The organism is Leptothoe sp. LEGE 181152 (genome assembly GCF_032906605.1).
In the GTDB taxonomy this organism is placed as follows: domain Bacteria; phylum Cyanobacteriota; class Cyanobacteriia; order Phormidesmidales; family Phormidesmidaceae; genus Leptothoe; species Leptothoe turfae.
In genome coordinates, this window is the sequence record NZ_JASATU010000047.1 from 14304 (window position 1) to 33670 (window position 19367).

The following is a 19367-nucleotide window of genomic DNA, read 5'->3' on the forward strand; positions in this document are numbered from 1 at the left end:
GCAACGCCCCTACGACCAAATCTAATCGGCAACTTCAGCCATTTCAATGATTTCGCCATCATAGTCTTTGACCAAGAAATTGAGGGGTCTTTCACTCCGAATCTTATGGCGCACTCTGTTGGCCTGCACCTGCATGAGTAAAAGTTCGAGGCAGTCTCGATCAAAACAAACGTGGCGTTGACGATCTTTATGGCCACGGCTGGCACCTGAGATAACGTGTAGCTGAGTATTTTTTTTCAGCTGATACCAGAGGCCATCAGGGCTGTTGCCCAGTTCTGTGGGACGAGGCATAGAGCCCATGCCCATCATTGGATCTAGCCCTGTCCCCATGGTTTGCTCGTAATTGTAATAATAGTGGAGCGGCACATCGGCAGCAGACAGGCCTAGCATCCCTTCATAAAACTGTTGGGCAATATTTAAGTCAGAAACCATCACCGTATGCACCTTAGGGGCGCTGGTGAGAAACATCCACATCGCGCCTGCATAGGCCACCAGCAGCATCACCATAATGCCTTGGGTAGAAACGAGGCTATCGAGGGGTAGCCCTTGCCAGATGGAGGCCAGTGGTGATGAAAAAATGATGGCGCAAAAATCCATGGGCAGTATTCGGAAAGAGGGTGCTGTTAGCTTAAGTAGAGTTAGGACACTGGGATTGACCTTAGTTTATCAAGGCTCAAACCGACTAGCTGCTAGAAAGATGCCGGGTTAACCGATCCTTTACCGTATGTCTGATGGGGCAATTTACGGTAGGTGTTCACTAGTGTCAGCTTGGGATTTATCTCCGAATCTTTAAGATTCGACGGATCCTGGGTATAGTAGTTGCTATTTATACGGTAGTCTCAGTTTGGTTAATGCCAGTCTGTCTATTCTGCCGATGATTGGCAAGAGCGCCGTTTTCAGTACTGTGGATATTCCTAATTTTCCTGAATGTGATCATGCTGTCGTCAAGTCGCTTTTTGAGTACAGTGACTACGACCTAGTGCAGCAGCTTAAGCTGCATCCCGAAGACGGCAAGTACTTTACCGCTGTGTTCTGTCGCTACAGTCCGGTGGTGTATACCCTGATTCGTCACTCGGCTCGCTCTACAGTGCAATCAGAGTATTTGTTTGCACTGACATGGCGGCATATTCTGTATGAATTGAGTGGCCTTGACTTGCCAGCTAAGCCTCCAGAAAACTTTTCTTTGCAAGCTTGGCTCGTGAATTTGACAGCGGCCTGTATTAATCAAGCTGCTTTGCCTGATGTTGAAGAGATTCACTACAACTTGCAAGAAGCTTCGCCCCCACTCTGGTGCTATGTTACTCAGGCACTTGAGCAGCTTCAGCCTCTACACCGTTTGGTGATTGTCATGGCGCAGACATTTCGATGGAGTGATACTCGAATTGCTGCCTATTTACAGGCTGAGGGGCAGCGTATTTCCCCTAAATCTGTGAAAACCTTGTTGACAGATGCTCAACAATCTTTGAGCAAAGCGTTACCACGTGATATTCAGGTGATTTACTTTGGGGATACTGAAACTGTAGCGGAGGAGAATTTGGCAGAGGATTTGTCAGAGCTATTGGATGTATCCGATCTTGACTTAGAACAGCCAAATCTAGCTTCTGAAGCTTGATCGCTCTAGTTTTTGGGCGCTAGTGTTTTACATAGGGAGAGATCTGGTCGTGCACTGCACAGTTCGATTTGGTTACGGGTTAGTGCTGACGGCGTTGCTGGGTATGCCAGCAGCCTATGCCCAAGGGACGCTTGATGACCAGCTGCGACAGCCGGTTAACCGAGAGGCCATTAATCAGCAACGCGACGTGGCTGATCAGTTGTTCCGTTTGGGGGACCGCCAGGCGGAACAGGCAGACTATCAGTCGGCACTGCGTGCCTGGCGTCAGGCCGTAGAACTCTACTATGAGATTGGCGATACCGCTTCCATGGAGCAGGTCTATGGCAAAATTGGCAGTGCTTATGCCCAGCTGGGTGACTATACCGGGGCTGAGACGGCTGTGCGTCGCCAGCTTGCGATCGCCCGGGACAATCAAAACTTCAGTACCCAAATATTTGCTTGGAATACCCTGGGAACCTTGCGATTGCAGCGGGGGGGAGTGGAGTCTGCCATCCAATCCTATGAAGAAGCCTTGAACATTGCCTACAGCATTCAAAACTTTGAAGGCATTGGTTTGTCCCTCAGTAATCTAGGGTTATTGGCCTTTGCCCAAGGAGAGTATGACGCTGCCATTGAATATTACGAACTTGCTGGCAACTACCGTATTCGGGCCGGCAACTTGGTAGGCCGTGCCAATACCAGCAACAATCTCGGTGATGCCTATTTAGCTCAAGGTATACAGGGTAAAGCTATTGGCGCGTATCGTCTAGCCCTAAGCTATGGACGTGATAGCAATGATGTCACATCACAGCTCCATGCCATTGATGGTCTAACTGATGTTTATAGCGCTAGACGTGATTGGAACCAGGTGCGTACTTACCTGGATGAACGTATTGCCCTGACGAGCAATAGTGATAATGATTGGTTCAGATTAGTCACCTATAAGCGTCTAGGGGAGTTTTATGAGGCTACAGGGGAGCTAACGTTAGCCCGAGACCAGTATGAGCGAGCTTATGAGTTGGCACGTTTACTAGAGCAAACTAATCTCGAAGTGGAACTATTTAACCGGTTGTTGAATTTTTAGAGCCTGGGGGCAGTAATAATTAATGCGATTTGACCTGATCAGTTTATTTCCCGACTTTTTTACATCACCCCTCAACTCTGGACTCATCGGCAAGGCACTACAGCGGGAGATTGCTCAGGTTCACATCACCAACCCTCGGGATTTCACCACTGATAAGCACCATAAGGTTGACGACGAACCCTATGGGGGGGGCGTCGGGATGGTGATGAAGGTTGCTCCAATTGTGGCAGCTCTTGAGAGCCTACCCCAGCAGGCTCGCCGTGAAGTGGTGCTCATGACTCCCCAGGGGGAGCCCATGACTCAATCTCTGTTGTGGCAATGGTCAACGAGTCTTGATCAACTCGTGATTATCTGTGGCCATTACGAAGGTGTGGATGAACGCATTCTGAATGTAGTCACGCGGGAAGTGTCCCTGGGCGATTTTGTCCTCACCTGCGGTGAAATTCCAGCCCTGGCATTGCTCAATGGTGTCATTCGATTGCTGCCAGGCACTGTGGCAAAACGAGATTCTTTGCATTACGACAGTTTTGAGTCTGGTTTGTTGGACTATCCCCATTACACTCGACCGGCTGAATTTCGAGGCTGGACTGTGCCAGATGTGTTGCGCTCCGGTAACCATGCTGCCATTGCCCAATGGCGTCGCCAGCAACAGATCGAACGCACTCGTGAGCGTCGCTGCGATCTTTATGAGCGTTGGCAGCAGCAACAGTGGGAAAATAAAGATAATTAAAGGCTGCTGCTGTCTGCTTCCGCATTGATAGTCACTAAGGAGTTTTCCATGGGTGTTCGCATTGGTAATGGCTATGACATTCACCGCTTAGGTCCAGAGCGACCCTTGATTTTAGGTGGTGTCACCATTCCTCACACGTTAGGGTTGTTGGGTCATAGCGATGCTGATGTGCTAACCCATGCAATTATGGATGCCATGCTGGGGGCCTTAAGCTTGGGTGATATCGGTCTCTATTTTCCCCCCACTGACCCTAAATGGAAGGGCGCTGATAGCTTGATGCTGTTGGACCAAATTTACCAAATGGTAAAAGAGCGAGGGTGGACCATTGGCAATTTGGACACAGTGGTGGTTGCTGAAAAGCCTAAGCTGAAGCCACATATTGCGGCGATGCAACAATCTTTGGCTGCACGGTTGGCAGTCGCAACCGACCAGATTGGTATCAAAGCGACGACCAATGAAAAACTAGGCCCTACTGGACGTGAAGAAGGAATCGCAGCCTATGCTGTAGTACTGCTTGTGAAGGCCTAGGGCGCAGTTGTGTTAAAAAGTTTCTAGGAACACATAATCCACCCTAAGTATTTTCTAAAATTTATAAGCGAGTGTTATCCGGATTCTGCAAAATTGTTATGCGTTAATGCACGCTTCAGCGCTTTTCATTAATAGCCTGGTGATCGAGGTGCATAAGAAAAGCGGATGCAACGTATTTGATGGTAACCAAGTAGGGTGTCAAGGTGGCTTATGAATGGCGTGGCTGTTGTAACTACTCTAGGTGGCGGATATAGGACCTGCGAGCTATCTGATAGTGAAGTTGGTCGATGTCGTTGGTTCTCTTCTATTCCACCAGAACGGATCGGTTTGCATGGGGAGTTTGATTATTATGGTTTATCTAAGCGAGTGTCCCACTGTCTAAGCAACTATGTGGATAATTCTGTAGAACGCTTGAAAGTCCGCCAGCGTGGGCGCGTTGTGGTTTTAAGTGGTCAACTAGGCTCTCCATATAAGCTCAGTAAAATTGTTGACTTAGCCCTATCTGTCGATGGTGTGGATGCGGTAGAAACCAGAGGTGTTGCTTTTTCTGAAGCGTTGTAGAGTTTTAAAGTAATGTCTTTGTATCTTGTTCGGGAGCGATGCGAAGTCGGATAAGAGACAGGGTCAAGATTAGGATGAAAAGTACCAAGCCAATAGTGCAGGCATAGCTCATCTCGAGGTCTACAAATGCTTGCTCATAGACGTAGTAAACGACGGTTTTCGAGCTACTACGGGGTCCCCCTTGGGTCATGATGTAAATTTCTTCGAATACCTTAGTCGCTGATATAGCGGAAATCACTGCCACAAGAAACATGTAGGGACTCATTAGCGGCAGAGTGATATCCCAGTGTTTTTGCCAGCGGTCAGAACCGTCGATGGCAGCAGCTTCGTAGAGATCTACTGGAATGCCCTGTAGGCCGGCCAGGTAGATCACCATGTAGTAACCTAATCCCTTCCAAATGGTGACTGCCATGACGCTAAATAGTGCCAGATTAGGGCTGGTCAACCAGGGAATGCGGATAGTCTGCCCGATTAAGCTGGACAGTACCTGATTAAATAGTCCGGTTTCGGCATAGAGCCAGCGCCAAGCGATGCCAGCGACCACCATAGAGATGACGACTGGGGTGTAATAGGCTACGCGAAACCAATTCATGCCCTTGAGTTTCTGGTTGACTAGAATGGCTAGGATCAGGGGTGCGATCGCAAGTATGGGCACTACGCCCATCAGATAAACCAATGTATTACCCAGGGTTTGCCAAAACGTTTCATCCTGCCATAGGCGCACAAAATTAGCCCACCCGACCCATTGCGGAGGCTGGGTAATGTCGTATCCATACTCGGTAAAACTTAAGTAAAACGCCTGTAACGCTGGCCAAAAGACAGTCAAACCGAGCACCAGTAACGCTGGTGTTAAAAACGCATAGGGAATAAACCAACGGGGAAACGGACGCTGCACTTAGTCTTATAGAAAACGTCGATAGTCTTGTCCTAAAAATAGGGCCCTCTCAGCATTCCGCCGCCGAGTTAAACCAGCCAATACTCTACCACCAGCACGATTCCAACGAGGGAACTCGTTAGCAGCTCCATAGATATCACGACGATTAAGCTTCTTCAGCAAGGTAGAGCTACGCAGAGCGCCAGAGCCCACGTTATAGGTAAACGATACAATGGCTGCAAACTGATTGTCATTAATTGATACGCGGACGGCTTGATTAACAGCTTTCTCAAATCTGTCTAAATCAGTTTTAAGTAATGCTTCGGCTTGTGCCTCAGTAATTTCCTGCCCTGGTTTTACACCTCGGGTGGTGCCATAGCCAATGGTCCATACGCCAACAGCATCTTGATAGGCCTTGAGCCTTAACCCTTCAAACGATTTGATCAAACCTACACCGCTGGCATTCGTTTGTCTTGTGCTGCTACCGCCGCCACTGGTGGGGGGACTGGTGGGGGGAGCCACTTGCCTTGGCATGGGCTTAGGCTCCGGTCCAGTTTGGGAAACTGTCATTCCTCGGGGGGAATCAGCTCGTCTAAACCACGATTTCATGCCACTAATATTGAGCACTTTTTCGTTAGGGTTTGACTTAGAAGGATATTTGGAGATTTTGGAGATGTAGTACCCCCCCTGCATCAGATAGATAGCCTTATCCGTTTCCTTGATCCAAGTGCCCATAAAAGTTTCCCTTGGTTGTTTTTACCCAGACTTTACTGTATCTAGATGACTAGAATAAAAAAATAGAAATATCACGAAATTTTAGCTTGCCCATGGTTACAACGTCGGTTTTCTCTGAAATTACTAATCAACCCGTTGTAAAACGCTTAGCTAATGGTCTAACGATTATTGCTGAGCAAATGCCGACGGCTGCTGTCAACCTGAATATTTGGCTGGGGGTAGGTTCTCGGGTAGAGTCTGATGCCATCAATGGTATGGCTCATTTTCTGGAGCACATGATTTTCAAGGGTACGCCTCAACTTCAATGTGGAGAATTTGAGCGCTTGATTGAGGAGCGTGGGGCAATTACCAATGCTGCCACCAGTCAGGACTATACTCATTACTACATTACGACGGCTCCCAAGGATTTTGCGAAGCTAGCTCCGCTCCAGGTGGAACTTTTGCTCAATGCCAAGCTGCATGACGGCGATTTTGAACGTGAGCGGCCTGTCATCTTAGAAGAAATCCGTCGCTCAGAAGATAATCCCAGGCGGCGTGTATTTCAGCACTCCATGGCCTTAAATTTTGAGCAGCTTCCTTATCGGCGCACTGTTTTAGGGCCAGCATCAGTGATTGAGCAGCTATCTGCTGAGCAGATGCGAGATTTCCACCGGCGTTGGTATCAACCTCAAAATATGACGGCTGTGGTTGTGGGCGATTTGCCCACCGATCAGCTAATTTCTATTGTGGAACAGAGTTTTGAGCAGGCTTTAGCGAATCGTCGTCAACAAGCTTTGACAGGCCCCTTGGAAGGTGTGCCAGCCAGTACGCCTGAATCTCCCTTTGAATCGATTGCGCGGGTTGATTACGCCGACGCAACGCTACAGCAGGCTCGCTTAGTACTGAGCTGGCGCGTACCCGGGTTACGACAACTGTCTGAAACCTATGCATTAGATGTTCTAGCCTCAATCTTGGGTCAGGGGCGCACCACTCGCTTGGTTCAGGATTTACGGGAAACTCGAGCCTTAGTGAATAGTATTTCCACCAGTAACATTACCTATGGTGAGCAGGGGGTGTTTTATATCTCTGCTAATTTGGCGATTGAGCAGCTAGATACGGTTGAAGCGGCAGTTTTAGAACATATTCAGCGTCTTCATGAGGAACCAGTCAGTGGGGCTGAGCTCAGCCGAGTGCGGACCCAGGTAGCTAATCGTTATGTGTTTGGTAATGAAACCTCTAGCGATCGCGCCAGCATGTATGGCTATTACCACGCAATGACAGGCGATATTGAAAATGCGCTGAACTATCCAACGGCTATCAAAACAATTGATGCAGAGACCGTTCAAGCTGCCGTACAGCGCTATTTGCCCATTGATGCCTATGGCGTGTTGAGGTTGTATCCAGAGGCTAATTAGATAATAAATGCGTTAATAAGTGCGTTCGCTGCGCCAGGGAGTAGGACATTCACTGGGTATTGTCTTGGGGGTGTAGTTAGGGATTGAGGGGGCTGACCTTAACCATTTGCTTGGGTGGAGAATAATTGTAGTGTTTCGAGATAGAGGGTATGGCTGAGGTGTGGTCTGAGATTGCGGCTCAGATTAGTCGCGTGACTGGTCAGTCCTTTCGGGTAGAGCGGACGCGATCTGTTGGTGGAGGGTGTATCAACCAGGCCTATGGTTTAAGCGATGGCCAAACTACATTTTTTGTAAAGTTGAATCAGGCTAGCAAACTGGCCATGTTTGAGGCTGAGCTGGATGGCCTCAAGGAAATGTATAACAGCCAGACTATTCGGGTACCGCAGCCAGTTTGTTGTGGATTGGCTGGAGCAAATTCCTACATTGCAATGGAATGGTTAGATCTGGGGAGTCGTGGCGCAGCCTGGGCAACCATGGGGCAACATTTGGCAGCCATGCATCGCATATCTAGCGACTTGGGGTTTGGCTGGCACCGTATCAATACCATTGGTGAAACTCATCAACCCAATGACTGGCAGGAAAGCTGGCTAGTGTTCTGGCGAGATCAGCGGTTGGGGTATCAGTTTCGTCTGGCTCAACGACGGGGGGGGGCTTTTCCTCAGCAGGATGCGCTGCTAGCGGCTTTGCCTGAGCTGTTGGCTGGTCATGATCCCATGCCATCGCTGGTGCATGGAGATTTGTGGTCTGGGAATGCGGCGATTACAACGGCAGGTGAACCGGTGATTTTTGACCCGGCTACGTACTATGGCGATCGCGAAGTCGATCTGGCAATGACAGAGCTGTTTGGCAGTTTCCCAAGGGACTTTTACGATGCCTATGAGGTAGTTTATCCGCTGTCAGAGGGCTATCCCACACGTAAAATTCTTTATAACCTTTATCACATACTCAATCACTTCAATCTATTTGGCGGTGGTTATGCATCGCAAGCCAACCGGATGATTCAACAGCTGCTTGTTAAAGTGAGGTGATATTTGTGGACCTACTTTTCTTGTTGTAAAAGAAAAGTAGCCTTTAATGGCGAATCTAGGTTAGAACGCGACGAGAATTTGATATATTTAAGTTCGGCAATTCGGCGGCATGGCCAAGTGGTAAGGCAGAGGATTGCAAATCCTTTATCCCCAGTTCGAATCTGGGTGCCGCCTTTAACGATTCAAAACTCCTATACCTAGCCTAGTCCACGTCGTAATAGGTGGCATTAGCTCGTTTAGGACGAACGGGCGGTGGTAGAAACTCTTGCTCGTAGTACCGATAGCCAGCGGGGGGAACGGGCATTTGGAAAGGGTATACCACTGGAACGGTGCGTTCCTCACGGCGACGTCCCGAAATTAAAATCATGCAGAGGATAATGACGCCCCCGCCTGCAACCATTACTAGTAATAGGCCACCACCAATCCATAACAGGGTGGTTTGAATATTATTACTACTATTGGATGTGTTTCGCTCAGACTGGGCCGCAGCTAGCTGACCATTTTGGAAAGAAAGGGTATCGACCGAACGCTGATATTCCCTGAGCTGTGACAGAACTGCCCGTGTTTCTTCCTGCTGCTGCTTGAGTTGATTCTCTAAGTTGCGAGCCAGCATTTCTTGCTGCACTAGCTGGTTCTCTAGCTTGGCGGTTAAGTCGCGCTGTCGATCTAGCTCTTCTTTAATGTCTTCATTGAGACCCTCATTAACTGTCTGTATCGGTGACTGAGGGACCGGAACCACGTCCTCTAACGTCGTGGAGCTGGATTGTGTTTCGGGGGAGGATGTCTGAAACCCAACTCGTGCTAATAGCAATACTAAAACGGCTACCCCGGTCGTTGCACACCCAGCAACGAACGCAGTGGTATCAGTCATAGATGATTTGGGTGACATTAATTAACAACTGCCCCCGACAGTTCACGACTATTATTGAGCTCTGTCACGGCCTACGGCATCGGTTAAAACTAACGTTTGCGGTCTATTTCCGTGTTTAAACATCTTGCTGGACGACGTTCAAACATCTTGCTGGACGACCCTACACCCATAGAGGTTATCTAGGCTATGGTGTCAAGGTCTACCTATACTACCGCACGCGATTAAAGGAAAACGATTAAAGGAAAACCTTTATTCGAAAATGGTTTTCTTAAATGCGTTTAGTAATGCAACACCCCTGATCAAATCCACTGACTGGAAATGTACGCTTCAATGTACATTATGGCATGGGTAGTATACCCTATGAATTCGATAAAGGCGTACTAAAAACGTAATTGAAATCTAATTATTAAGTACTTTATTAAGTACCTGATAACCGTCTAAAAGCTATATAGCTGGTGACAACCTTAATATCAGGAAGAAATGCACCTGGGAAGTGTACTTTCGCTACAGTATGGCACGGTTTCATAGAATCTCCCCGTTTTTATATAGATCACCTGACATTGTGGGGAAAGTGTAAAGAACAATAGATTAAAATCTAAGATTTTTATTTCATCTCTTTATGATTTCAAACTTGACAACAAAAGGTTAAATCAATAAGTAATAAGCTCTCTTCATTGGTTAGGCGTTCTTAGGATGAAGGGGTTATTTGAGGATTTGCTAGCTCATGGATATTGCTCCAGAAAAAGTAGTGCATTTATCAAATCGGGTCGATACCTTGCATCAGCTCCTTGAGCAAATAGACTGCAAAGTGTCGAACCTGTTAGTGCACCAGGATGCGGTTAGCGATGGCAGTAGTCGGCCTAAATTTGGTGTTAGTCCTCCTGCACGGATGGTGGCTAACGGCTTAGACGAAGCCTTTGACCATAAGGACATTTTGAATGATGAACCCCACTTCGGTCTTGATCAGTTGACGGGTAATCAGTCGCTATCTCCCGAGATTCAAGTTCAGCGGTTGACGGCTCAGTTAACGGCTGCTTATAACCGTATTGCTGCGTTAGAGGAACAGCTGTTAGCCTATCGGGCACATTAAATCGTAGTGAATGCTATGGGTAGGGTCGGAAGTTGCTAGGTTGAATGAGATCGCATCACTGAGCCGTGGGTGGTGGTGCGGATATTTGAAGGCAGCTTTCTAGCAATGCTTCCATAGCGTTTAAGGTTTGAGCTTGTTGCCAGGATTGATATAAATGTCCTGCAATTAGACAGCCCCCTGCTCCTACACCTTCCTTGACATACCCTTGTTCAAACAAGTTGAATTGCTGGTAGCGTGATTGTTTGAAAGAGAACTGACTACTCATGATGGGGGGTGTTGGAACGGTGTGGGCTAGTGTCAGAAATTTACTAGTCGCATCTTTCACGATCCACTGAGTTGTCCCGATAACGACATTGTTTAAGTTCCATGGGTATTGATGGCCTAGCTTTTGTAGCATTGTGTAAATAGCAATCATTTGGCTGCCGCCAGCGAGCAGCACACCGCTGTGGTGGCTGGCGGCTATGGTCATTCCCAAGACAAATGGCTGCATTGGATCGCCGACAGCTGCGATCGCATCCCATATACTCCACTGCTCACTGTCCAGAGGTTTTGCCATCAAGCCTGTTTTAATCAGTGCAGCTTTTTGATCGTGATTACAGGTCAGGTGGCTGCTCCCCATCAATCCAGCAACATTAAACCCGAGTGCTGTTAACACGGCTTGGGCGGTTGTGGTGCCTGCCACAACGCATTCGCCAATGATGAGATAACTATGGGCAAAGCGACGTCCCAAGGTTTCACCCCATTTCAGCCCCGCATTAAAGAGTGACCTGACACTATCAGGTGGGAGGGCCTGCCCAGAACTAACACAGCGAGCAATAGCTCCACATCCTAAATCTATGTGAGGAACGCTGGGAGTATGGGGCAGCCCCGCATTAAATAAATACACAGGTAGGGTCTGACCTGTGATCACTGCCCGTGTGAGTAAGGCTGGCGATACGCCTGCCGTCAGCGGAGGTAGCGGATACTGGGGAACTGAACTCGGTCCTTCATAGATAAATTCAGCATCAGCTACCGCTGTCATTATCCGTGCTTGAGGGCTATTACCCGCTGCTGAAATGCCCGTAACTAATGCTGTTTCAGTAAATCCTAAAACACATGTATAGCAGGGCCTTTGTCCTTGATATCGCCGTTGCCACTGCTGGGTAATTCCAGTGTTGCTGTGGTGGGCAATTAGGGGGTAAGAATGGCACGAATCAAGCGGCATGGTAGGAGTGTAAATCTACTCCTCAAGAATTTGCTGTACCCATTGGGGAGGTGAGGGTATGGCGATCCCCATCCGCTCTAGCAAAAGCCATGCGGTCAAATGCACGGTAAAGAGATAGACAATGCTACTAAAGAACACCATAGATATGGCCACAATTTGAATAATGCCTGGGCTTAGTTGGCCGCTAGCTCCAAATCCTAGCAGGCCAAAATCTAGTAAGCGATTAGTAATCCAGTCAGTCAGCTGGATGACCTGAGCAACAAGATATCCCCAAAGGTCCTCACCAGCCATCCATGACAGCAGCCAGATCCGAAAGAAAATACCTAACGTAACGATGAATGCTCCTATGGGTAGTGAAATTAACCATGAGGTTTGATGTCGCCAGTGATACCCCAGCTGCACACCTAGTAAACCATAAGGAATAACGTATAAAAGACTGCGGGGCGGCCCAAGCAAAATCGCGAGTAGTAAACCGGATACCAAGGTCGTCATCCATGCAGAGCGACAATTCTGACGCAGGTATACGATGGCAATCGGCACCGGAAATAAAATGCGCAGCAATGGACCGGGTGGAAAATAGAGATTGATCAACCACATCAGGCTGGCAGCACTTGCCAAAAAAGCAGTTTCAACCATGGCAACAGGCCCTTTATCACTAGGGGGCGTCATGGCTTTCCGCATGATAGGAGGAACACGGGGTTCATCCTCATCTTCTATCCAAGGGCTATCTAGATCAATGTCGTCAAAGTTTGTGGAGTTGCTGTTTTCAGGCAAATCCGGCGATTGTGCCTCTGCCTGATAATCCTCTGGCTGCCCCATAGTGTTGAGAATGAACTCCTAACCAAAATTTTAATCGTTAGATAAGCAGGATGGCTAGACAAGTAGGCGGTCTAGGGCATCGATCGAAGGGATACGAATCACGTCCCGTTCCCGATTAATCAGCCCCTTCTTTTCAAGTTTGCTGAGCACACGAGTTACAGTTTCCCTGGCTAATCCGCTCAAGCTGCTGAGCTCACGATGGGGCAGGTTAGGAATTTCTACCCCTTGGGAGCCGAGGGTCCCCTGTCCGTCTGCCAGAAACAGTAAAACATCGGCAACGCGGGATTGGCTATCGGATTCTCGCAATCGCAGTCGACGGTTCACCTGACGTAACCGTCGTGCCATTAACTTCGCTAGCCGAATGCCTGCTTGAGGCTCAGTGTTAAGTAGGCTAACAAAATCTTGGGCTGGCATGCTGCCAATCATCGTGGTTGCCAGCGTAATAACATCTGTCGATCGTGGCACTTCTTCTAAGGGAGCCATTTCACCAAATAATTCACCTTTACCCAAAATGTTTAAGGTGACTTCTTTCCCATCAAGGTTATAAGTGCGAATTTTGACCCATCCATCCAAAATGAAATAAACCGAGTTGCCCCAGTCATTTTCCAACAGCAACACTTGGCCCGCAGGGTGGCGGCGCGTCACGATCTGGGCGGTTGCTTGTTTAACCGTAGCTTCAGGTAAGTCCTTGAAAAAGGGGGCCGCTACAATCAGACTTTCGCTAGCTGAATTATCTCGGGCACCGTATCTACTATCCATAGGGGGAGAAGCCACGGTTGGGTGGACTCAATTATGACGATAAAAAATCAACGGTAGAGGCTAGTTTTCTGGCTATAGACCAGTTAGTTGCAGGCTTTGGAAATTCTTAGCTTGCTAAGAGAATGGCTAAAACCCGCAAGACCTCAATGATATCTGGGAATATTCAGTAAACACTAGAGGCTACGATCCCAGACGCTAAAGTTTTAGGCTCTTTATATCAACCCATAGCTTACATAGCTTAATCGTTAAAACGTTACCTTACCGAAACATGCAGGATTAGTTTGTTTTTAATTTGACTCTGGTTTGCCTAAATTAGGGTACAGCACGAATGCACCATCCCCCTAACGTCAAAAAACGGTTAACGTAACTTCACAACTGGGGCGTTAGGTCTGGGTGCATCGATTAGGATGGCATCCATCTGTAGGTGTTACAGCCATTTTGATATACATAAGCCACGATGGCTTCGTCAGGATTTTTCCCTATAAGTCTGTAGATAGGAGGAAATTGTGATTTTTAAGCCAGCCTGCTTTACACTTTGGGCATTCCGTTGGTAGAAGCGGTTCTGTTCGTATTCGAACTGAATATTCTCCACCCTGCAGAGTTTGTTGTTGAAAGGCCGCACTGTGACTTCTCAAAAGGATCAAATCCAACGTCTTATCACTGAAATTGAAGCTACCCTGGCCAAACCAGCTTCCCGTTTGCCGTTGGGTTTGTCAGGAGAAGCTGAGCGGCAGCGCCAGCTTCTGAGTAAGTTGTTCAGCTACTTACAATCCCTGCAGCAGACCTTTGATTCGCCAGGAGGGTGGGGGCCAATTGACCCAGAAACCGGTCAGTTTGTCTCGCCACAGGCTGGCTCCTCAGATGTGGAGGAGTCTGCGTCCCAAGTGTTGCAAGGACTCCTGCTGGAGATGCGCTATCTCAGAGACAACTCTCTGAAACCTATGCGTCAGGAGTTAGAGACACTTCAGCAGAAGCGGGATAGTTTGCAGGCAGAGATTAACGTTTTAGAAGCGCAACGGGTTACGACTCCATTACAGTCCGAGGAGCAGATTGCTGCATTTTTAGAGACCTTAATGCAGCGTCTACAGGAGCAGCTATCAGCGCAGATGGTGCAGAGCTTTGCTGCTATGGAAGCGGCGACCTTGGAGCAATTAGCAACAACGGATGAACCAGCACCCTTATTAACAGGGCAGCGGCTGGAACAGGTGCGATTGCTACAGGCGCAATCGGATCAGCTGCTACTAAAGCTAGATAGTACTTTGACAGCGGTATTTGATTCTCTGCAAAAGAGCGTTGATAGCTACCGTGAGTCCCTGGAAGATGGTCTGGATCAAATGCATGGGTTAGGTCGGCAGGGTGAAGTGATTTTCCATGCCTTTGTGAATCATCTGGCTCAACAGCTGGGGCAGGATGCGTCGTCTTACCTGGCTGGTGATATCGCCGATGCTGAACGCCAAGGAATGTTGCAAGACCCAGAGGACTCTGTAACAACTGAGGTTGATTTAGATGCTGTCCAGCTAGATGAGTTGGATCAGGCTTTAGAGAATTTGTCACTAGAGGAAAGCATTGCCGAGGATGCAGTGACTGTTCCCCTGGAACTTGATCCTGACTTGGTGTTACCTGAGGATGCGATCGCATCTGAAGCAGCAGACGACTTTGACGACGACATTACGTTGATCCAAACCGATACCTTGTCTGAGCAAGCCTTGTTGGAGGAGGCTATGGCCTTTCATGGGGATATTGACGAGGATATTACCGTTATCCAAGCCGATAACGAATTGGTTGCAGATATTCAGGTTGATCTGGATGAGGAAATCACGCTGATTCAAGATGACGAAACCTCTGAGCTAGGATTTCTAGAGCAGGCAATCTCATCTTCCGAAGAGGCCCCTGAAGCCACATTTGTCGATAGTGACGACGTTATAGAGCTAAGCGAGGATTCAACATCTACAGAAGCAACGCCTGCAGCGGCCTCTGATGATGCAGGGGTAGACGTCGGCTCTGACTCACTGAACCTGGACTTGCCCCTAGGTGATATTGATGAAAATCTTAGACTGTTAGCTTTAGGCGCAGACAGTGGCGAACTAATAGACAGCGACAAAGCCAGTGATGAACTCAATCAAGACGGATTGGCGGCTGCAGAGGCTGAAAACGAACTCTTTAGTTTTGATTTTGATACAGACCTCGACTTAGGCTTGGAAACCGACGAAGAGGAGGCCGAAGCCGAGACTGTTGATCGCTTGGCGGCGGCCTTGTTTCCAGAAGAACCAGTTGAGTCTGACGTAGTTGTGGATGAAGCCTCAGAAGAGGAGACTGTTGATCGCTTGGCAGCAGCACTATTCCCAGAGGAGTCAGTCGGCGTTGACGATGTTTCAGGGTCTGAGGCCTTCGATGATGTACCTACCTTTGACCCAACGACCATTGCTATTCCGGAGCCTCCCTCATCTGAGACAGATATGTCGGCTGCCGGTCAGTTAGTTGATGATTGGCTATTTGCCCGCCCCTCACCTGAGGGTTCCTCGACTGAAGGAGACGATAGTGCTGCAATACCTTCGGAGCTATTGGATAACCTAAGTAGCGATGAATCAGCGATGACCAGGCCCATGGAAGATAGCCAAGAAGCTACTCCTGAGGTAACTGTCGAAACGATATTTGGCGATAGCCTGGTTGATGATGAAAATGATCTGAACGACGAAGGGCCTGATGACAATACGGTTGCTTCCTTGTTCGATCTATTGCCCGATGAGCAACCCTCAGGCGCTGTTGAAGAGTTCCCAGAGAATGTTCCAGATGATGTATATATTGCGGCCTCAGCGGATGAAGATTTAATCAACCTGGTGGAGTCGGGGGCTGAGCAGCGCCTATTAATCGATTTTGATGATGGCAAACTAGTGGAGCAGCTGGATGAGGATCTACAGAAACTGGCAGGGGATAACTTTGCCAATGACTATGGTGTAGAGGAAGATGACTCTCTTGAACCCTTAGATCAAGCAACGTTAGAAACCATTGTTCGAGATCTAAATTTAGAGGATTTAGATTTTGATGCTGACTCCGAGGCTGGTGGCGAAGATGAGCCAGTAGCTTCAATAGATATAGAGGCGTCAGAGCTTTCAGCATCCAGTCTACCTGATGCTGAAAGTGTTGATGAAGCGGCTGCCTCGCTGGTGCAACCACCCAGTGACGAAAGGTCAGGGTTTGACCTATTTGAGGGGTTTGCCACAGATGATGATGTTGACGATCCATCGGCCAATGAGCTAGATGTAGCTGCCATCACCTCATCTACAGCCACAGGTTCTGAAGCTAATTCTCAAGATTTAGATCTCTTGGGGCTAATGGCAGAGCCCATGACCGATGATTTGAGTGATTTTGACGATTTTGATGATGGATTAACTGACTCTCTTGCTGATGAGCTGGGTGGTCTTAGCGAACGCTCTAATGCTTTATCCCAAGAACCGATTACGGATGAGGTGGTTAATCAAATCCTCTCAGATTTGGAAGAGCCTGTCATTCAGCCAGATGACCCCTTAATCGTGCCTACTGTAGATTCCACGGAGCCGCATCTAGATTCAGCTTCGATGCCAGATTTACCTCCGGATTCTTTGGATGATGACGATCTAGATGCGGTGCCACCGGTTGACGATGACTTTTTACAAGAGGAACAGGAAGCCTTTTGGCAGACTATGGCTGACGAGGAGCGCCCTCAATCCTTGGCGGCTCAAGTGGCTGGTCCGGAGGTATCGGATGCAGACATTGAAGAAATGTTGGATGAACCTGAGGAAGCGGCTGATGTGACTGATATGCCGTTGGATGCTGCTTCGATATCTTCTGTGGATGATTTAGATGGCTTACTCAGACTAGATGAGGAGTTGCCTCTGCCAAGTCAGGAAATGGTGGCAGAGGAAAGTCTTGATTTAGGTGGCTTAGATGAGCTGTTTGGAGAGTCGGTGCCCGAGTTAGAAGCGCTTGATCAAGCCATGCCGGGGAGCGAAGAGGAGGAGGCGACGGTTGACCCATTAGCGGCATTGGGTCTAGATGCGGATATATCTCCTGAGACATCCCCTGATGTATCCCCTGAGGGTCTGATACCAGAAGTGCCAGAACTTTTAGATGTGGGCATGACGATTGACCCCATTGCTGACTCGACCATTGAGACGTCAGAGGCGGTTGAGATGCCAGAGGCACCCATCACTATGCCTCCCGAGCCAGTGTCTGCAATGGATCTGGAAGGGCATTGGTTCTTGGGACTGGATGTGGGCTCAACCGGTCTGTCTGCGGTGCTCATGAACCGTCAAACTGGTCAGGTTTATCCCATTTATTGGCAGGCCCAAGGCGCTGATCCAGAGACTAAGCATTTTCGGTTGCCCGCCATGGCGGTTGTGACGGCAGCTCAGGAAACCGTGGCTGTGGGCTATAACGCCTTGGGAGATTTGGAGGGGTTGCTCAATCAATCTGGTGCAGAATTGGTGGGTCTTAATCGTCTCAAGCCATTGCTCAAGGTGGCCGTAGGCCATGGTCAAACTCTCCCTAATTCTGATCCTTGGTTACGCTGGTCCGATACGGTTGAGTTACCTATGCTGCAGGTTTTACAGGCGATGGTGGCGCTCCTGAAATATGTTGTGGATCAAGGCCAGGCTGTCGGTTTAGAGGATGAGGGTCTCGCGCAGATTTGGCAAAAATTGCAGGGAGTCATCGTTGGTTACCCTACCAATTGGCCGGATACTTACAGCTTTAATCTACGAGAAGCTGTGTTGGCCGCTGGGTTGATTGACCAACCTGAGCAGATTGTGTTTGTTGAGGATGCGATCGCAACCATTCTTTCTGGCCTGCCAGATCCCAAGGAAATATCCTTAACAGAAACAGTTTCGCTATCGCGCCAACCTAGCCTGTACAACTGTAAGTGGCAGGAAGGTACCGTGGTCATCAGCGGCGGAGCCGTTATGACCGAATTAGGCTTAGTTAGCCTCCCTAAGGATCTGACTCATCTCAACTATGCTGATTTTGCTCTGCGCGGTTTTGCCTATGCAGGGGATGCCCTGGACCAAGATATTGTCTGTCAGCTTCTATTGCCAGAAGAGCGTTGGCAACCTTTGTCTGAAGCCGATGCAACCATTGCCTGGGATTGGCAGGGCCATCTGGCAGAGGATGCGGACTGGCAGCAGTTCGACAATCTAACGCTACCGGCGGTGGGGCATGTTGATTGGGCTCAGCGCTATAGCTTACAGCAGCATTTGTTAGGCTCTAGTTTAGGCCAGAGTTTGCTAGCGGCGGCACGTCATCTCAAGCTGACCCTACAGCAGCAAAACCAAATGCAAATAACCCTGGCTGGGAAGCACTGGTTAATTAAACGCCGTCATCTTGAGAACCTCATCTTTTTGCCTTACATTCAGCGCATTAATCGCTATCTGAATGTTTTATTGAGTCATCATAGTGTTGATAGCCAAGGCATTAAACAGGTGATTTGCACTGGTGGTTCAGCATCTTTGCCAGCCATTGCCCGTTGGCTGCGACAAAAATTCCCCAATGCCACGATCATTCAAGATACCTATGCCAGTGAGCTCCCCCATAGCTGTAGCCGTGTTGCCTATGGCTTGGTGAATCTGGCTCGCTATCCCCAGGTGCTCAATGTCACGCGCCAGCAGTACAGCGATTACTTTTTGCTTATGGAATTGCTACGGGTCTTTCCACAGCAGCCGTTGCCTGTCGGAGCCATTATGCATTTGCTAGAACAGCGCGGTATCAATACCCAAGCCTGTCACTTGCATATCTTGGCCCTGTTAGAAGGCCACTTACCTCCTGGGTTGGTGCCGACAGCGGCAGATCGAGGGTTGATTTGCGATCGCACTGCTGATTTACCTACCTATCGTGCACTGCTACAAACTCCGCTATTTAGTAAAACTGTTACTGAGTCAGGTGGGCAGATGTATATTCCTAATGAAGTGCAAGCTGAACAGCTGCGTGCTTACGTCAATCGCTTACTGGTTAATAAGGTACAAACCCTTGACGAGCCGTTGATTGCTCATCTTGAAGTCTTGGCTTAAACCGTCCCTGATCGCAACAGCAGACGGTAAGAACAGCAATCATTGAGTTGATTGAATACCC

General features: G+C 48.6%; 16 protein-coding genes and 1 tRNA gene. 10 read left to right on the plus strand and 7 right to left on the minus strand.

What is annotated here, in order from left to right:
- Positions 1 to 21 precede the first annotated feature (21 nt).
- The gene (locus QGP82_RS22550) at positions 22 to 597 is read right to left on the minus strand and encodes a glyoxalase-like domain protein (protein WP_163662474.1); all 576 of its coding nucleotides are present in this window, start codon (positions 595 to 597) and stop codon (positions 22 to 24) included.
- A 277-nt stretch (positions 598 to 874) separates the two neighbouring features.
- Here QGP82_RS22550 and QGP82_RS22555 point away from each other — a divergent pair, with 277 nt between their 5' ends.
- From QGP82_RS22555 to QGP82_RS22575, 5 genes are all read left to right on the plus strand, one after another.
- Positions 875 to 1612: an RNA polymerase sigma factor gene (locus tag QGP82_RS22555; protein ID WP_250564877.1), complete on the plus strand. Its 738-nt coding sequence runs from the start codon at positions 875 to 877 to the stop codon at positions 1610 to 1612.
- A 49-nt stretch (positions 1613 to 1661) separates the two neighbouring features.
- Entirely contained in the window at positions 1662 to 2675 is a 1014-nt protein-coding gene (locus QGP82_RS22560; RefSeq protein WP_499061116.1) for a tetratricopeptide repeat protein, read from the plus strand.
- A 22-nt stretch (positions 2676 to 2697) separates the two neighbouring features.
- On the plus strand, positions 2698 to 3405 hold the full coding sequence (gene trmD, locus QGP82_RS22565; protein ID WP_163662470.1) for a tRNA (guanosine(37)-N1)-methyltransferase TrmD: 708 nt from the start codon (positions 2698 to 2700) through the stop codon (positions 3403 to 3405).
- A gap of 48 nt (positions 3406 to 3453) precedes the next feature.
- Positions 3454 to 3933: a 2-C-methyl-D-erythritol 2,4-cyclodiphosphate synthase gene (gene ispF, locus QGP82_RS22570; RefSeq protein ID WP_163662468.1), complete on the plus strand. Its 480-nt coding sequence runs from the start codon at positions 3454 to 3456 to the stop codon at positions 3931 to 3933.
- 219 nt (positions 3934 to 4152) lie between these two features.
- Positions 4153 to 4494, plus strand: coding sequence for a BON domain-containing protein (locus QGP82_RS22575; RefSeq protein WP_163662466.1), 342 nt, complete (start codon positions 4153 to 4155; stop codon positions 4492 to 4494).
- 4 nt (positions 4495 to 4498) lie between these two features.
- On the opposite strand, the gene QGP82_RS22580 is transcribed toward QGP82_RS22575, so the two are convergent.
- Both QGP82_RS22580 and QGP82_RS22585 read right to left on the minus strand, forming a co-directional pair.
- A complete protein-coding gene (locus QGP82_RS22580) occupies positions 4499 to 5389 on the minus strand; it encodes a carbohydrate ABC transporter permease (RefSeq protein WP_499061117.1) in 891 nt (296 codons plus the stop codon).
- A gap of 6 nt (positions 5390 to 5395) precedes the next feature.
- On the minus strand, positions 5396 to 6103 hold the full coding sequence (locus tag QGP82_RS22585; RefSeq protein ID WP_250564876.1) for a lysozyme: 708 nt from the start codon (positions 6101 to 6103) through the stop codon (positions 5396 to 5398).
- Between the two features lie 92 nt (positions 6104 to 6195).
- Here QGP82_RS22585 and QGP82_RS22590 point away from each other — a divergent pair, with 92 nt between their 5' ends.
- The 3 genes from QGP82_RS22590 (at position 6196) to QGP82_RS22600 (ending at position 8699) form a co-directional block, all read left to right on the plus strand.
- Positions 6196 to 7497, plus strand: coding sequence for a M16 family metallopeptidase (locus QGP82_RS22590; protein WP_163662461.1), 1302 nt, complete (start codon positions 6196 to 6198; stop codon positions 7495 to 7497).
- Between the two features lie 149 nt (positions 7498 to 7646).
- Positions 7647 to 8525: a fructosamine kinase family protein gene (locus tag QGP82_RS22595; protein ID WP_250564875.1), complete on the plus strand. Its 879-nt coding sequence runs from the start codon at positions 7647 to 7649 to the stop codon at positions 8523 to 8525.
- 103 nt (positions 8526 to 8628) lie between these two features.
- A tRNA-Cys gene (locus QGP82_RS22600) sits at positions 8629 to 8699 on the plus strand.
- 28 nt (positions 8700 to 8727) lie between these two features.
- On the opposite strand, the gene QGP82_RS22605 is transcribed toward QGP82_RS22600, so the two are convergent.
- Positions 8728 to 9396 carry a hypothetical protein gene (locus QGP82_RS22605; protein WP_163702589.1) on the minus strand — a complete coding sequence of 223 codons (669 nt, stop codon included), beginning with the start codon at positions 9394 to 9396 and terminating at the stop codon, positions 8728 to 8730.
- Between the two features lie 724 nt (positions 9397 to 10120).
- On the opposite strand from QGP82_RS22605, the gene QGP82_RS22610 reads away from it, so the two are divergent.
- Positions 10121 to 10486, plus strand: a complete 366-nt coding sequence (locus QGP82_RS22610; protein ID WP_163662457.1) for a hypothetical protein — start codon at positions 10121 to 10123, stop codon at positions 10484 to 10486.
- 55 nt (positions 10487 to 10541) lie between these two features.
- Here QGP82_RS22610 and cobT read toward each other — a convergent pair whose 3' ends face one another.
- Genes cobT through QGP82_RS22625 form a run of 3 tightly spaced genes read right to left on the minus strand, consistent with a single transcriptional unit; the run spans position 10542 to position 13268 of the window.
- Complete coding sequence (gene cobT, locus QGP82_RS22615; RefSeq protein ID WP_499061118.1) at positions 10542 to 11690, minus strand: nicotinate mononucleotide-dependent phosphoribosyltransferase CobT; 1149 nt, start codon at positions 11688 to 11690, stop codon at positions 10542 to 10544.
- Between the two features lie 15 nt (positions 11691 to 11705).
- Positions 11706 to 12509, minus strand: a complete 804-nt coding sequence (locus QGP82_RS22620; protein ID WP_163662453.1) for a DUF2232 domain-containing protein — start codon at positions 12507 to 12509, stop codon at positions 11706 to 11708.
- Between the two features lie 54 nt (positions 12510 to 12563).
- On the minus strand, positions 12564 to 13268 hold the full coding sequence (locus QGP82_RS22625) for a Crp/Fnr family transcriptional regulator (protein WP_006516227.1): 705 nt from the start codon (positions 13266 to 13268) through the stop codon (positions 12564 to 12566).
- Positions 13269 to 13891: 623 nt separating this feature from the next.
- On the opposite strand from QGP82_RS22625, the gene QGP82_RS22630 reads away from it, so the two are divergent.
- A complete protein-coding gene (locus tag QGP82_RS22630; RefSeq protein ID WP_499061119.1) occupies positions 13892 to 19306 on the plus strand; it encodes a hypothetical protein in 5415 nt (1804 codons plus the stop codon).
- Positions 19307 to 19367 lie beyond the last annotated feature (61 nt).

Coding starts and splice junctions, on each gene's coding strand:
- QGP82_RS22550 (WP_163662474.1), bottom strand. CDS start 597: ATGGATTTTTGCGCCATCATTTTTTCATCACCACTGGCCTCCATCTGG.
- QGP82_RS22555 (WP_250564877.1), top strand. CDS start 875: ATGATTGGCAAGAGCGCCGTTTTCAGTACTGTGGATATTCCTAATTTT.
- trmD (WP_163662470.1), top strand. CDS start 2,698: ATGCGATTTGACCTGATCAGTTTATTTCCCGACTTTTTTACATCACCC.
- ispF (WP_163662468.1), top strand. CDS start 3,454: ATGGGTGTTCGCATTGGTAATGGCTATGACATTCACCGCTTAGGTCCA.
- QGP82_RS22585 (WP_250564876.1), bottom strand. CDS start 6,103: ATGGGCACTTGGATCAAGGAAACGGATAAGGCTATCTATCTGATGCAG.
- QGP82_RS22590 (WP_163662461.1), top strand. CDS start 6,196: ATGGTTACAACGTCGGTTTTCTCTGAAATTACTAATCAACCCGTTGTA.
- QGP82_RS22595 (WP_250564875.1), top strand. CDS start 7,647: ATGGCTGAGGTGTGGTCTGAGATTGCGGCTCAGATTAGTCGCGTGACT.
- QGP82_RS22605 (WP_163702589.1), bottom strand. CDS start 9,396: ATGACTGATACCACTGCGTTCGTTGCTGGGTGTGCAACGACCGGGGTA.
- QGP82_RS22610 (WP_163662457.1), top strand. CDS start 10,121: ATGGATATTGCTCCAGAAAAAGTAGTGCATTTATCAAATCGGGTCGAT.
- cobT (WP_499061118.1), bottom strand. CDS start 11,690: ATGCCGCTTGATTCGTGCCATTCTTACCCCCTAATTGCCCACCACAGC.
- QGP82_RS22620 (WP_163662453.1), bottom strand. CDS start 12,509: ATGGGGCAGCCAGAGGATTATCAGGCAGAGGCACAATCGCCGGATTTG.
- QGP82_RS22625 (WP_006516227.1), bottom strand. CDS start 13,268: ATGGATAGTAGATACGGTGCCCGAGATAATTCAGCTAGCGAAAGTCTG.